At 69.0% G+C, this 14,539-nt stretch carries 14 protein-coding genes; 8 read left to right on the forward strand and 6 right to left on the reverse strand.

Features of this window, described 5'->3' with window-relative positions; all coding sequences use genetic code 11:
* Positions 1–291: 291 nt before the first annotated feature.
* The 5 genes from KME80_RS12060 to dnaA form a co-directional block, all read right to left on the reverse strand.
* Complete coding sequence (locus tag KME80_RS12060) at positions 292–792, reverse strand: DciA family protein (protein ID WP_308125721.1); 501 nt, start codon at positions 790–792, stop codon at positions 292–294.
* Complete coding sequence (gene recF / locus KME80_RS12065; RefSeq protein WP_219504351.1) at positions 782–2,014, reverse strand: DNA replication/repair protein RecF; 1,233 nt, start codon at positions 2,012–2,014, stop codon at positions 782–784. The genes KME80_RS12060 and recF overlap by 11 nt, the downstream gene beginning before the upstream one ends.
* Before the next feature lie 78 nt (positions 2,015–2,092).
* Entirely contained in the window at positions 2,093–3,034 is a 942-nt protein-coding gene (gnd, locus tag KME80_RS12070) for a phosphogluconate dehydrogenase (NAD(+)-dependent, decarboxylating) (protein ID WP_219504353.1), read from the reverse strand.
* Between the two features lie 49 nt (positions 3,035–3,083).
* The gene (gene dnaN, locus KME80_RS12075; protein ID WP_219504355.1) at positions 3,084–4,223 is read right to left on the reverse strand and encodes a DNA polymerase III subunit beta; all 1,140 of its coding nucleotides are present in this window, start codon (positions 4,221–4,223) and stop codon (positions 3,084–3,086) included.
* A 524-nt stretch (positions 4,224–4,747) separates the two neighbouring features.
* Positions 4,748–6,319: a chromosomal replication initiator protein DnaA gene (gene dnaA, locus KME80_RS12080; protein ID WP_219504358.1), complete on the reverse strand. Its 1,572-nt coding sequence runs from the start codon at positions 6,317–6,319 to the stop codon at positions 4,748–4,750.
* Positions 6,320–6,795: 476 nt separating this feature from the next.
* Between dnaA and rpmH the strand changes: the two genes are divergently transcribed.
* From rpmH to KME80_RS12120, 8 genes are all read left to right on the forward strand, one after another.
* Positions 6,796–6,933 (forward strand): 50S ribosomal protein L34, encoded by a 138-nt coding sequence (gene rpmH, locus KME80_RS12085; RefSeq protein WP_043614899.1) that lies wholly within the window; start codon positions 6,796–6,798, stop codon positions 6,931–6,933.
* A gap of 62 nt (positions 6,934–6,995) precedes the next feature.
* Positions 6,996–7,358 (forward strand): ribonuclease P protein component, encoded by a 363-nt coding sequence (gene rnpA / locus KME80_RS12090; protein WP_219504361.1) that lies wholly within the window; start codon positions 6,996–6,998, stop codon positions 7,356–7,358.
* Positions 7,355–7,633 (forward strand): membrane protein insertion efficiency factor YidD, encoded by a 279-nt coding sequence (yidD, locus tag KME80_RS12095; protein WP_219504364.1) that lies wholly within the window; start codon positions 7,355–7,357, stop codon positions 7,631–7,633. Before rnpA ends, yidD begins: the two co-directional genes overlap by 4 nt.
* A 4-nt stretch (positions 7,634–7,637) precedes the next feature.
* The gene (yidC, locus tag KME80_RS12100; protein ID WP_219504366.1) at positions 7,638–8,585 is read left to right on the forward strand and encodes a membrane protein insertase YidC; all 948 of its coding nucleotides are present in this window, start codon (positions 7,638–7,640) and stop codon (positions 8,583–8,585) included.
* 20 nt (positions 8,586–8,605) lie between these two features.
* Entirely contained in the window at positions 8,606–9,094 is a 489-nt protein-coding gene (locus KME80_RS12105) for a Jag family protein (RefSeq protein WP_219504368.1), read from the forward strand.
* Between the two features lie 195 nt (positions 9,095–9,289).
* A complete protein-coding gene (rsmG, locus tag KME80_RS12110; protein WP_219504370.1) occupies positions 9,290–9,961 on the forward strand; it encodes a 16S rRNA (guanine(527)-N(7))-methyltransferase RsmG in 672 nt (223 codons plus the stop codon).
* Between the two features lie 137 nt (positions 9,962–10,098).
* A complete protein-coding gene (locus tag KME80_RS12115; RefSeq protein WP_219504372.1) occupies positions 10,099–11,019 on the forward strand; it encodes a ParA family protein in 921 nt (306 codons plus the stop codon).
* A gap of 779 nt (positions 11,020–11,798) precedes the next feature.
* Positions 11,799–12,761, forward strand: coding sequence for a ParB/RepB/Spo0J family partition protein (locus KME80_RS12120; protein ID WP_219504374.1), 963 nt, complete (start codon positions 11,799–11,801; stop codon positions 12,759–12,761).
* A 523-nt stretch (positions 12,762–13,284) separates the two neighbouring features.
* Here KME80_RS12120 and KME80_RS12125 read toward each other — a convergent pair.
* Entirely contained in the window at positions 13,285–14,325 is a 1,041-nt protein-coding gene (locus KME80_RS12125; protein ID WP_219504376.1) for a threonine aldolase family protein, read from the reverse strand.
* Positions 14,326–14,539: the final 214 nt, after the last annotated feature.

Raw genomic sequence — 14,539 nt, forward strand, 5'->3', positions numbered from 1 at the left:
TCCTCCTGCCGCGGACACGCGGCGGGGGAGGCGTTTGCTCAAAGCTGCCCCTGCCGTGCCCGTCACCGTCGTGAGTGCCCCGTGCGCGGTCACCCAGGGGAGTCGGCATGCTGCCGGGGTGACACGCAACCGGACGTGTCCGGAATCCGCTTTCATTCTACCGGTTCCGAGGGCCGAAGGTGGCAACGAACGCGCCTGTGATGCTCTCTAGCTCGTTTTGCCCCCGCTCAAGCATCCCCCCTCCGGGTTGGGGGGTCAACGCCTCTGCGGCTCTCTGATCGCCTGCCGCGCCTAACCGTAGGTGTCGCCGGGGCCCTTGCTTCCGGTCACCCGCAATCCCCCCGCCGGTCGCGGCGCGTTCTGCGGGCCCCTGACCTTGACCTTCGTCACCGTGCCGTCGCCGAGCTCCTCGTTGAGCCTGCGCACGAGGGTGCGCGCGAGCAGCCTGACCTGCGTCGCCCACGCCGTGGAATCGGCCACCACGAGCACCTCGCCGTCGTCGAACGACTCGGGCTTGGTGTGCGCGGCCAGGTCGGGGCCGACGATGTCGATCCACCGCCCGAACACCGCGCCGACCGCCGCCGACCGCTCCCAGCCCCGGTCGGACAGCAGGTCGCGGATCGCCCGCCCGAACAGCTGCGGGTCGCCGCCCTCGCGGCGCGGGCCGGCCGCCTTGCGCCTCGGCTCGCGCCGAGGGAGCTGGCCTCGCCTGGCGGCGTCGGCCTTGGCCTGGGCCAGCTTCTCCCGCGCCATCGCGGCGCCCCTGGCCGTCGGATTGTCTTCATCGGACACGTCGTACGCTCCCCTCGGCGACGTCGAAACGGGCACCGGCCAGCTCGGCCGGCACGTCGTCGTCCACAGCCGCGGTGATGAGCACCTGCTCGGCCGGGGCGACGATCTCGGCAAGGCGGCGGCGGCGCTGCGAGTCGAGCTCGGCGAAGACGTCGTCGAGGATCAGCACCGGATCGCCGCCGTCGGCGCGCAGCAGGTCGTAGGCGGCCAGCCGCAGCGCCAGCGCGAACGACCAGGACTCGCCGTGGCTGGCGTAGCCGCGCGCGGGCAGCTCGCCGAGTCCGAGGATCAGGTCGTCGCGGTGCGGGCCGATGAGTGTGACGCCGCGTTCGAGCTCGGCCTGGCGGACCTCCAGCAGCCGCTCGCGAAGCCGCTCTTCAAGGGTTATCCCCAGGTCTGTGGATAACGTCTGCGCATCGGAAGATCCGCGCTCACCGGGGACTTCGTCCTCACCGCCGTCCCCACCTGTGGACAACGTGCTGCGATAGGCGAGGGTCGCGGGGGCGCTCGTCGGGGCCAGCGCCGCGTAGGCTCCGGCGACCAGCGGGCGCAGCGCGTCGATCAGATCGAGCCGGGCGCGCAGCAGCTCGGCGCCGTGCCGGGCGAGGTGCGCGTCCCACACCTCCAGCGTGCTCAGGACGTCGCCTGCGCCCGCCGCGGCGAACCCCGTGTCACTCTCGGCCCGCCGGCCGCTCCTGGCCCCTCTGCGGGCCTGTGAGGCCGTGCGGAGCAACGCGCCGCGCTGCTTGAGCACCCGGTCGTAGTCGGCCCGCACGGCGGCGAACCGCGGCGCCCGCGACACCAGCAGGTCGTCGAGGAAGCGGCGCCGCTCCGACGGGTCGCCCTTGACCAGCGCCAGGTCCTCGGGCGCGAACAGCACCGTGCGCAGCAGCCCGATGACGTCGCGCGGCCTGGACACGGGGGAGCGGTTGAGCCTGGCGCGGTTGGCCCGGCCCGGGTTGATCTCCAGCTCGACCAGCGCCCGCCGGTCGTCCCTGTGGACGGCGCAACGCACGATCGCCCGGCTCGCCCCCTGACGCACCAGCGGGCCGTCACTGGCGACCCGGTGGCTGGAGTGCGTCGCGACATAGCCGAGGGCCTCGACCAGGTTGGTCTTGCCCTGGCCGTTGGGCCCCACGAGGGCCGTGACGCCCGGCTCCAGGCCGAGCTCCACGGACGCGTAGGACCGGAAGTCGGTCAGCGAGAGGTGGGCGACGTGCACCCCATGAAGGTTAGTGCGCCCCACAGGCCACTGGGGTCACCGGCGCACACCCTGTGGAAAACTCCGGGAACCTTCGGGTCACTCCGCTTCGCGCGGCGGCGTGACGTCGGCGCCGGGCGAGTCGGCGCCCTTCTCGGTCGAGCCCTCGACCGCCGTGGTCGCGTGGCCGCCGAACTGGTTGCGCAGCGCCGCCACCACCTTCATCGCCGGCGAGTCGTCCTGGCGGGAGGCGAACCTGGCGTAGAGCGCGGCGGTGATCACGGGCAGCGGGACCGCGTGGTCCACGGCCGCCTGGACCGTCCAGCGGCCCTCGCCGGAGTCCTGGGCGTAGCCGCGCAGCTGCTCCAGCTTCTCGTCGTCGTCCAGCGCCCGCACCAGCAGGTCGAGCAGCCACGAGCGGATCACCGTGCCGGTGCGCCAGCTGCTGAAGGAGCCACGGACGTCCTTGACGACGTCGGAGGCCTCCAGAAGCTCCCAGCCCTCGGCGAACGCCTGCATCATGCCGTACTCGATGCCGTTGTGGACCATCTTCGCGAAGTGCCCAGCGCCGACGTCGCCGGCGTGGACGAAGCCGTCCTCGCCCTCGGGCTTGAGCGTCTCGAAGATCGGCATCAGCCGCTCGACGTGGGCCTTGTCGCCGCCGCACATCAGCGCGTAGCCGTTCTCCAGGCCCCACACGCCGCCGCTCACGCCGCAGTCGACGAAGCCGATGCCGCGGGTGGCCAGCTCGGCGGCGTGCTTCTGGTCGTCGACGTAGTGGGAGTTGCCGCCGTCGATGACGATGTCGCCCTCGGACAGCAGATCGCCGAGCTCGTCCACGGTCTGCTGGGTGGGCTTGCCGGCCGGCACCATGACCCAGACGACCCGGGGGGCGCTGAGCCGCTCGGTCAGCTCCTTGAGGCTGCCGACGTCGCTGATCGCGGGATCGCGGTCGTAGCCGACGACGTCGTGGCCGCCGCGGCGCAGCCGCTCGGCCATGTTGCCGCCCATCTTGCCCAGTCCAACCAAGCCGATCTGCATGGTGCCCTACTACCCCCTTGTGAGGCTTCCATCATCCCCGACGCGGATTTCAGCCTGACAGGCGGATGGGCATGATCAGGTAACGGTAGTCGGGGGCCCCGTCACCTTCCACAGGCTTGCCCCCGGTGAGGATAGCGGGCTTGGTGGACGTGGTCATCTGGAGCCTGGCGATGTCGGAGTCGATCGCGCCGAGACCCTCCAGCAGGAACTGGTGGTTGAAGGCGATGTTCATCTCGTCGCCGTCGTAGTCGACCGGCAGCGCCTCGACGGCCTGGGCCTCGTCGCCGCTGCCCGCCTCCAGGACGACCTCGCCGCTCCTGAACGCCAGCCGCACCGGGGTGTTGCGCTCGGCGACCAAAGCCACGCGCTTGACCGCCTCGACGAACGGGCCTGTGGACAGGTCGGCGCGGGCGGAGAACTCGGTCGGCAGCAGCGAGCGGTACTTGGGGAACTCGGGGTCGAGCAGGCGCGTGGTGGTGCGGCGGCCGGCGCTGGAGAAGCCGATCATGCCTTCGCCGGTGCCTCCGGCGGAGCTGAGCGCGACCTCGACCTCGGCGCCGGTGCCGCCGAGCGCCTTGGCGGTGTCGGCGAGCGTCTTGCCGGGGATCATCGCGATCGCCGAGAAGTCGGGCTGGCCCGGCTGCCACTTGAGCTCGCGCACGGCCAGCCGGTAGCGGTCCGTGGCGGCCAGGGTGACCGTGTCGCCCTCGATCTCCATCCGCACGCCGGTGAGCATGGGCAGCGTGTCGTCACGACCGGCGGCGACGGCGACCTGGCTGACGGCGGAGGCGAACACGTCGCTGCCGACACGGCCGGCCGCGGGCGGCATGGCCGGGAGCGACGGGTAGTCCTCCACAGGCATGGTGAGCAGGGTGAAGCGGGCGCTGCCGCACGTGACGACCGCCTTGGCTCCGTCGACGACGAAATCCACAGGCTGTGCGGGAAGCGCGCGGGTGATCTCGGCGAGCAGCTTGCCGGAGACCAGGACCACGCCGGGCTCACCGGTGTGCAGCTCCAGCGTGACCTCGGCGGAGACCTCGTAGTCGAAGCCGGACAGCTTGAGCTTCTGCTCCTCGGTGACCTCGAGGCGCATGCCGGCGAGGACGGGGACCGACGGCCGTGCGGGAAGGCTGCGTGCCGTCCATGCCACCGCCTCAGCGAGGACGTCTCGCTCGATTCGGAACATCACGGTGATCAGCCTCCTGGGTCGTCGATGAATCTTGAGTGTCTCGTCTCCCGCACCTGAGATCCGGGAGAACCCCTCTATGGGTCTTGAGTTTCTTCTTAAGAGATAAGTGAAGTCATCACACTAGGGGCGGTGGATAGTGTGGATAACCCGCGTCTTCCCTGCTCAGCGCCCCTGTTTTCATCCACCGGGGCTGTGGGTGACGCCTGGGGGTAACTTTCGCGGCTGTGGACGGGGATTCTTCGCCCACAGGCCATCCCCAGATCTTGGTGCCTTCGTCCACCGGTTATCCACGAGGTTTCCACAGGTTATCCACGGGGTAGAGACCCCTCTTTTGGAGCCCCAGATCGACTGTGCACAGGGCGTCCACAGGTCATCCACATGTTGTCCCCAAGTTGTCCTCAGGATGTCCCCAGGGTTATCCCCAGCCGTTGTGCGGAATTTTTCTGGGCAATATGGGGCGTACGACGGGCCTCTTCCGACGTTTTCCCAGATCCACAGTGTTTTCCACAGGCTGTGCATAACGACTAGGCCCCGGGCGATGTCTGCTTGATACGCATTGTTAGCTCGTTGACCTGGTTGTACATCGACCTTCGCTCCGCGATGAGCGAGCGGATCTTGCGCTCGGCGTGCATCACGGTGGTGTGGTCACGGCCGCCGAACTGCTGGCCGATCTTGGGCAGCGACAGCTCCGTCAGCTCCCGGATCAGGTACATGGCGATCTGCCGGGCGTTCACCAGCGCCCTGCTGCGCGAGCTGCCGCACAGGTCGTCGATGCTGATGCCGAAGTACTCGGCGGTCTTCGCCATGATCGTGGCGACCGTGATCTCCGGCCCGGAGTCGGAGGTGATCAGGTCCTTCAGCACGACCTCGGCGAGCTGGAGGTCGACGCCCTGCCTGTTGAGGCTGGCGAACGCGGTCACCCTGATCAGCGCGCCCTCCAGCTCCCGGATGTTGGTGGAGATCCGACTGGCGATGTACTCGAGCACCTCGGGCGGCGCGGCCAGGCCCTCCTGTATGGCCTTCTTCCTCAGGATGGCGATCCGCGTCTCCAGCTCGGGCGGCTGGACGTCGGTGATCAGGCCCCACTCGAACCGGTTGCGCAGCCGGTCCTCCAGCGTGATGAGCTGCTTGGGCGCCCGGTCGCTGGAGATGACGATCTGCTTGTTGGCGTTGTGCAGCGTGTTGAAGGTGTGGAAGAACTCCTCCTGCGTCTGCTCCTTGCCCTCCAGGAACTGGATGTCGTCCACCAGCAGGATGTCGATCGCCCGGTAGCGTCCGCGGAAGCCGTCGGCCTTGTGGTCGCGGATGCTGTTGATGAAGTCGTTGGTGAACTCCTCGGAGCTCACGTATCTCACCCGCGCGCCGTCGTACAGGCTCTGCGCGTAATGCCCGATCGCGTGCAGCAGGTGGGTCTTCCCCAGCCCCGAGTCGCCGTAAATGAAGAGGGGGTTGTACGCCTTCGCGGGGGATTCGGCGACGGCCACGGCCGCGGCGTGGGCGAAACGGTTGCTGGCTCCGATGACGAATGTCTCGAATGTGTACTTTTGGTTGAGTCTGGCCGGTTCGCTGGGCTTGTTGCTCTTGGCCTCCCACCTGTTCTGGGTGGGCTCCGGCGCCTTTTGCACAGCGGGCTGTGCCTGTTCAAAAGTGAAGGCAGGCTGTGGATATTCGGTGGACGACTGCGCCGGCTCGGGCTGTGGAGAATAGAACTGCGGAGGCTCGGAAGCCTGGTAGTGCTGGGACGACGGCCCCTGGGGATAGCGCGGCTGGGGATCCGGGCTCTGGGGATAATTCTGAACCACAGGCTGTGGATGAAGGTCCTGCATCGGCTGCTCGGGAGCCGTTGTGTCGATCATCACGGCCAGCCGCATCGCCCGGCCGAGCTCCTGGGAGAGCGCGTGCGCCACGAGCGGCCGCAGCTTGCCCTCGATGAGGTCCTTCAGGAAGTCGTTGGGGACGCCCAGCACGATCGTGTCGTCCGCCAGGGCGATCGGGCGGACCATGGAGAGCCACGTGCGCTGCTGGACCGGCACGTTCTCATTGAGAAAGTTGCCCAGCGCCCTCTTCCATACCGTGTCGAGGTCGACACCGTTCATGGTGCGGCTCCCCCTCCTCCCTGTCGCGGCCCCCCGCGATCGTTCATCCACCCGCGTGGTCGTCCACACGCGTGTTTATCCACATCGGGGACTCGCCGCGGCGGCGGCCGGCCCCTGTCGTCCACAGCGCCGCGCCCGGGCTGGATGCCCAGGATCTCCACAGGTGATCCACAGGTTGTGCACAGCCTGAAGTGGCTCCGAAAGGCCCGACAGTATCTTCGTGCACAGCTGTGTTCAAGACGTTGTCCACAGCCTAGCGGTGCCTGGGTGCACATACTGTGGACGTCCCGGGGGCGGTGGAAAAGTCGCCTGTGGATACGTGGATAACCAGTTCCGGTTTGACCTGGGCCGCTCCGCCCCGTACCGTACGGAGGTCGGTCTGTCGCGCGACGGCTATTTCGCGTGCCTCGCTAACTCGGCAGGCCAGCCATGTGTGTTCAGCGCCTCGTGCGCACCTTCAAGCCTGGAGCCCACTCGTGAGCAAGCGTACTTTCCAGCCGAACAACCGTCGCCGCGCGAAGACCCACGGCTTCCGGCTGCGGATGCGCACCCGGGCCGGTCGCGCCATCCTCGCCGCTCGCCGCCGCAAGGGTCGCGAGAAGCTGTCGGCCTGACCGTCCTGCGCGTGATCGTCCGCCCGCCGGTGCACTCCGCCGGCGGGCGATAGGCGTATACGGTGCTTTCCCGACAGTCCCGCATGCGGCGCGGGGAGGAGTTCAAGGCGGCCATCAAGCGCGGTAAACGCGCGGGCCGCCCCACCCTGGTGGTGCATCTCACCATTTCAGGGGAAGGGACACCTCTGGTGGGTTTTGTAGTGAGCCGGGCCGTCGGAGGCGCGGTCGTCCGCAACAAGGTCAAGCGTCGGCTTCGACACCTGATGCGAGACCGTCTCCACCGGCTTCCGAGAGGTAGCCTGCTTGTGGTACGCGCCAACCCCCCGGCCGCGTCAGCGCGATCCGAGCACCTAGCCGCCGAGCTCGACCTCGCGCTCGACCGTTTGCTCAGGCGGCGCGAGTCCTCGACGGATGGACGGAGATGACGGAGCAACCGCTAGGGACAGCGAGCCTCCCCGCTCGGGTGCTGCTCGTGCCCATCCGGTTCTACCGGGCGTTCATCAGCCCGATGCTCGGTCCACGCTGCCGTTTCTACCCGTCCTGCAGCGCGTACGGGCTCGAGGCGATAGCCGTTCACGGAGCATTGCGCGGCACATGGTTGACTGTCCGGCGCATCGGGCGGTGCCACCCATTCCATCCCGGAGGTATAGACCCGGTGCCCCCACGCCCGGTTCGGTCCCACGAAACGCAAGGGAGATAGCTCGGTGGAGCTGTCCTGGCTGAGCTGGCTCTATGAAGCCGTAGCCTTCGTCATCACCTGGATCCATACGGGTTACAGCACCTTCCTGAACCCGGATAGCGGCCTGACGTGGTTGCTGACCATCGTCACGCTCACCGTGCTCATGCGGATCCTCATCTTCCCGCTCTTCCTCAAGCAGATGCGGTCCTCCAAGAAGATGCAGGAGCTCGCCCCCAAGGTGGCGGAGCTGCGCAAGCGCTACAAGAACGACAAGCAGCGCATGAACCAGGAGGTCATGGCGCTCTACCAGGGCGCCGGGGCCAACCCGCTCGGCGGCTGTCTGCCCATCCTGGCCCAGTTCCCTATCTTCATCTCGATGTTCACCGTGCTGCAGGCCATGGCCAACGGCCGCGCGGTGTACGGGATGTCGCCGGAGCTCGTCGCCAGCGCCCGGGCCGCGCACGTCTTCGGCGCGCCGGTGCCGGCCACCTTCTTCATGTCCGACCAGGACATCATCGCGCTCGACGCCGTGCCGCTCCAGACGAAGATCGTCCTGGGCATCTTCGTGGCCGTCAGCTCGCTGACCACGTTCCTCACCGTCCGGCAGAGCGTCACCCGGTCCATGGCGCAGATGCCCGACAACCCCATGGCGCAGCAGCAGAAGCTGCTCATGTACATCTCGCCGCTGTTCGCCTTCTTCAGCCTGAACTTCCCGCTCGGTCTGATCATGTACTGGGTGACCACCAACGTGTGGACGCTCGGTCAGCAGCACTGGTTCTACAGCCGCAACCCGATGCCCCAGTTCGACGCCAAGGGCAACGTGATCCCGGTCAAGACGAAGCCCAGCCTCATGGCCAAGCTTCGCAAGACTCCCGAAGAGGAGCCCCCTCCTCCGCCTCCTGCGCCTAAGATCGTCAGGAACCAGCCCAGCCGCCAGTCCCGTAGCAAGCGCACCGGCAGCAAGAAGTCGTGATTACGAAGGAGAGGCCGGCCATGACCGAGGCCGAGCAGGAGAAGGCTCCTGACATCAGCGCGCTCGAGCAGGAGGGCGAGATCGCGGCTGACTACGTCGAAGGCCTCCTCGACATCGCCGACATCGACGGTGACATCGACATGGACGTCGAGGGCGACCGGGCGATGGTCTCCGTCGTCGGGCTCAAGGGCACCGAGTTGATCGGCCCCTCCGGTGAGGTGCTGGAAGCGCTCCAGGAGCTGACGCGGCTGGCCGTCCACCGCCAGACGGGGGAGCGGTCCCGCCTGATGCTCGACGTCGGCGGCTACCGCGAGCGGCGCCGGGCCGAGCTCACCAAGCTCGGCACCGAGATGGCCAACCAGGTCAAGGACCGGGGCGAGCCCAAGCCGCTGCAGCCGATGACGCCGTTCGAGCGCAAGATCGTCCATGACGCGGTGGCCGCCGCCGGGCTCCGCAGCGAGTCCGAAGGTGAGGAGCCCAACCGTTACGTGGTGGTCCTGCCCGCCTGACCGGCCCACGACCTGCCCAGCCGCCAGCCGCCTCGTGCGCCTGGCGGCCGTTCGCGTTTCGAACGCCTTTTCGATGCCCATGAGGCGGCGTGCTCCAAGGCTCCGTTCAGGGCATCCCGCTAGTCTTCGACAGTGCGATCTCCCGCCTAGCCTGGGGGGAGCATCCCGAATCCTTACGAAAGGGCCATCACAGCAGTGAGCGACGAGCTGCCGCCCCCGCCGGACATCGCGCGGGACGTCTTCACCGGCGACGCCTGGGACCGGGCGGAGGCGTTCGCGGAGCTGCTGGCCGGCCCCGGCGTCGTACGCGGGCTGCTCGGTCCCCGCGAGATCCCGCGCATCTGGGACCGCCACCTGCTCAACTGCGCCGTCGTCGCCGAGGCCATCCCGCCGGACGTGCGCCTGGTCGACATCGGCTCGGGCGCCGGACTGCCGGGGCTCGTGCTGGCGATCGTCCGGCAGGACATCACGGTCACCCTGCTCGAACCGCTGCTGCGCCGTACCGTCTTCCTCCAGGAATGCGTCGAGACCCTCAAGCTGGACAACGTCGAGGTGCTGCGCGGCCGGGCCGAAGAGCTGGCGGGCAAGCGCGTCTTCGACGTGGCCAGCGCCCGCGCCGTGGCGCCGCTCGACCGGCTCCTGAAGTGGGCCATGCCCCTGCTGCGCGAGGGCGGCGAGCTCATCGCCATGAAGGGGGAGCGCGCCGCCGAAGAACTTGCCGAGGCGGAGCCGCAATTGCGCGCCAGCGGGGCGACAACGGCCGAGCTTGTGACCGTCGGGCACGGTAAGGTCGAGCCGCCTGCAACATTGGTTCGGGTGATAGCGGGTCGCCAGCCGGAGCACAGCAGGCGGCGACGAAGGAGGTGACGGTCGTGCCGGTCGCTCAGAGCGGTCTTGGCTGGCCGGACAGCCGTCTGTCCGAGAGCCCCCGAGGGGTCGGCTGGCCCGGATCGGGCGTTTCGCGACAGCAGATTCCCGGCTCCGATAAGCCACGGGTTGAAAGGATGGCGACCGTGACCAAGACCCCCCTGAACCCAGGTGATTCTCCGTTGGTACGAGAGGCGCTCAACTCAGTGGTTTCACGTGAAACACCTACCGCTCAGCTGCCCACCCAGACGGACACCGGCCAGGACTCGTGGCCCAAACCCGCCAAGTGCCGCGTGATCGCCGTTGCCAACCAGAAGGGTGGTGTCGGCAAGACCACGACGTCCGTCAACATCGCCGCCGCCCTGTCGATGAACGGCGAACGCGTCCTGGTCGTCGACCTCGACCCCCAGGGCAACGCCTCCACCGCCCTGGCCACCGAACATCGTGGCGACATCCCCGACGTCTACCAGGTGCTCGTGGACGACCTGCCCATGGCGGACATCGTCAAGCAGGTCCCCGACATGCCCAACCTCTACTGCGCCCCGGCGACCATCGACCTGGCCGGCGCCGAGATCGAGCTTGTCTCCCTGGTCGCCCGCGAAGCCCGCCTCCGGCGTGCCCTAACCGCCTACGACGCGCTCGACCTCGACTACATCATCATCGACTGCCCGCCGTCGCTCGGCCTCCTCACAGTGAACGCCCTCGTGGCCGCGGACGAGGTCATGATCCCCATCCAGTGCGAGTACTACGCGCTGGAGGGCCTCGGGCAGCTCCTGCGCAACGTCGACCTCATCAAGGCGCACCTCAACCCCACGCTGCGCCTGTCCACGATCGTGCTGACCATGTACGACGGCCGCACCCGGCTGGCCTCGCAGGTGGCGGACGAGGTCCGGGCGCACTTCGGGGACACGGTGCTCAACACGGTCATCCCGCGCAGCGTCCGCCTGTCCGAGGCGCCCAGTTACGGGCAGTCGGTCATGACGTACGACCCGGGCTCCAGCGGTGCGATGGCCTACATGGACGCCGCCCGCGAGATCGCCCACCGCGCCCTGGTCTAACCCCGACCGGGGCTTCCCCATCGAGGACCCCCGCCCCGGTCTCCGCCCTCCGGTTTCCGGTTTCGGCGCTCGGTCTCGGCCCCCGGCCTCCCGCCTCCGGTGCCCGCCGTCTGCCGCTCTCGGCTTGCCGCCCGTTGCACCCGTCGCATGCGTCGCGTTTGTCCGTCCGTCGCGTGCGCCCCGGTCGCCCCTCCCGGTCTCGTCGCCCGCCGCCTGCTGCCTGCCCCGCCGGTCGCCCGCCGGCGGGGCGCCGACTGCCGGTCTCCCGCTGCACTGGTCGCGCCCGCCGTCTCGACTCTCCGCCGTCGGCTGCCCGCGTGCGGCTGCCACCGACCGACGGTCGCCCCTCGGCGGGGCCATCTGCGGGCCGCCGATCGCCGGTCGCCCGCCGCGCTGGTGGCGCCTGCCGGTCGCCCGCCGCGCTGGACGCGCTGGACGCGCGCTCCTGGGGTCACTTGTCACCCACCCGCCGCAGTCGGCCGCGCCTGTCCCGGTCGCCCGTCCTCCGCGTACCGTCCCGGCCCCGTCCTCCCGCACCCGTATCCCAAGATGGGGGAGCGAGCCCCGCGTGAGGGCCGAGTGCCTCCCTTCGCCGAGACGGACGGATGGGGACGCTACGTACGGCCGGGGGAGGGGCGCCGGTGCGGTGCTTTGTCTCATTGACGGCATGACGGTGCAAATCCGGTGGGACTGCGTGTGGCGAGGAGACACCCGGTCGGGTGGTCAACGGTAACCTCTCCTGGAGTGAACGGGTTCGGCCGGGTGAATGAGGAGACGCAGTGAGCCAGCAGCGGCGGGGATTGGGCAAGGGGCTCGGAGCGCTCATTCCGACGGGCCCCATTGTCGACGGCACGGGAACGGTTGCCCCCACGAACGGTGCGGCGACCGACGCAGGCCCGAAGCCGGTGGCGGGCGCGTACTTCCACGAGGTGCCCCTGGACGCCATCGTCCCCAACCCGCGCCAGCCCCGTGAGGTCTTCGACGAGGAGCGGCTCAAGGAGCTGCAGGCGTCGATCAGCGAGGTCGGCCTCCTGCAGCCGATCGTCGTACGTCCGGTGGGCGGCGGGCAGTACGAGCTGATCATGGGGGAGCGGCGGCTGCGGGCCTGCAAGCTGGCCGGTCTGGAGCAGATCCCCGCCATCGTCCGCAACACGCAGGACGACGACCTCCTGCGTGACGCCCTCATCGAGAACCTTCAGCGCGAACAGCTCAACCCCCTGGAAGAAGCCGCCGCCTACCAGCAGTTGCTGGACGACTTCCAGGCCACCCACGACCAGCTCGCGACAAAGGTCGGCCGCTCCCGTTCACACATCACCAACACGCTGCGCCTGCTCAAGCTCCCGCCGGAAGTCCAGCTGAAGGTGGCCGCCAACACGATCTCCGCCGGCCACGCGCGGGCGCTGCTCGGCCTGGAGAACCCCGAGGACCAGATCCGGCTCGCCACCCGCATCGTCGCCGAACTGCTCTCCGTACGAGCGGTCGAGGAGATCGTCGCGCTCGGCAGCGCGCAGGCCGCCCCTGAGAAGCCCACTCGCGAGCGCAAGACGGCCAAGCCCACCGCCCCCGGCCTCACCCACCTCGCCGACCGCCTCTCGGACCACTTCGAGACCAAGGTCAAGGTAGACCTGGGTCGTCGCAAGGGGCGCATCGTCGTGGAGTTCGCCACGATCGACGACCTTGAGCGCATCATCGGCACCATGGCTCCCGAAGCCGCCCGCGCCATGCGAGAAGCCGAGAGCTGACCCTGTTAGCCGGTGTTTCACGTGAAACACCGGCACCCGGCTTCTCGCCGAAGGACGCGGTCACGGTTTCACGTGAAACACGACCGCCGTCTCGCCACCCGCCTCACCGGGGGCTCGGTTTCACGTGAAACATCGCAGCGCACCGATCGTGGCTACCTCGCACGCTTGCCCGCCGCGATCCACGCCCTGCGATCACGATCTACGCCTCGCGGTCACGGCCCTCGCTCTGCGACACGGTCCACTCTTTGCGACACGGTCCGCTCCTTGCCGTCACGGTCCTCGCTTCCGCCGCCGCGATTCGCGCCCTGTCATACGTCTGCCCTAGCGGCGCAATGCCGCCAGGCGTGCTGTGCGACCTAGCTCCGCTTGCGCGTGTGGGCATTGCATTCCTCCGCAGAGTTGGCCCTTGCCTGTAAGTGGCAGGGACCTGAACGCGCCCACCCCTCTCTGCCTCAGTTGGGCGGCGGGCTGGTTTCACGTGAAACATGTGGGGCGTGGTTTCACGTGAAACCGTGGAGGCGCGTCAGGGGGCGGCCTTGCGGAGGGCGTCCAGGAAGGCGTCCACGTCGGCGGGGGTGGTGTCGTAGGAAGTCATCCAGCGGGCGATGCCGGTGGACTCGTCCGGCGGGAGGAGTAGGAAGTGCTCCTGGAGGGCGGCGGCGACGGCAGGAGGGACGGTGGCGAAGACGGCGTTGGACTCGACCGGGTACGCCAAGGTGATCTGCGGGATGGAGGCGAGGCCGTCGGCAAGGCGGGCGGCCATGGCGTTGGCGTGGGAGGCGTTCCGGTGCCAGAGGTCGTCCGTGAGGAGAGCGGAGAGCTGGGCGGAGACGAAGCGCATCTTCGACGCCAGCTGGAGGGACTGCCGGCGGAGGTAGGGGACGGCTTCCGTGAGTGTGGGATCGAGGACGATGACCGCTTCCGCCGCCAGGGCGCCGTTCTTGGTGCCGCCGAAGCTGAAGACGTCGACGCCTACGTCCGTGGTGATCGCGGACAGGGAGCAGTCGAGGTAGGCGGCGGCGTTGGCCAGGCGGGCGCCGTCGACGTGGAGGCGCATGCCTGCCGCGTGGGCGGCGTCGGCCAGGGCGGCTAGTTCGGCGGGGGAGTAGCAGGTGCCGAGTTCGGTGACTTGGGAGATGGAGACTACGCGTGGCTGCGGGTCGTGGTGGCTGCCGAGCGTGGAACGGGGGCCGGACAGGTCGTCGGGGCGGAGTTTGCCGTCCGGGGTGGGGATGGTGATGAGCTTCGCGCCGAGGAGGCGTTCTGCGGCGCCGGTCTCGTGGCTGGCGATGTGGGCGGTGGCCGGGCAGACGACCGCGTCGTAGCGGCCGAGCATGAGGGCGAGGCCGACCATGTTGGCGCCCGCGCCGTTGAGGACCGGGAAGCCTTCCGCGCGGGGGCCGAACACGTCCTTGATGTGACGGCCGAAGGCGGCGGTCCAGGCGTCTTCGCCGTACGCGGGGGCGTCGCCGTGGTTGACGGCGGTGATGGCGTCGAGGATGGCGGGGTGCACGCCGGCGTGGTTGTCGCTGGCGAAACTCTTGAGGTAGGTGGGCTCGATCACCCCGCCAGGTTACGCACCGCCGCGTGAGCCACCACGCCGCCGCCCCGGTACCGTGGGGCCCTGCGGGTTGCGGGGGTCCTTACGAAGCTCTGGGTCTCCGGTGCCTGCGAGTCCGCCGTTGTCCCCGGCGCCGGGCTTCCCGTGCCGGGCTTCCCGTGCCGGGCTTCCCGTGCCGGGCTTCCCGCGCTGGGGCCACCCCCGCGCTGGGCGCCCC

The sequence above is a fragment of the Nonomuraea ceibae genome (genome assembly GCF_019396325.1).
GTDB classification, from domain to species: domain Bacteria; phylum Actinomycetota; class Actinomycetes; order Streptosporangiales; family Streptosporangiaceae; genus Nonomuraea; species Nonomuraea ceibae.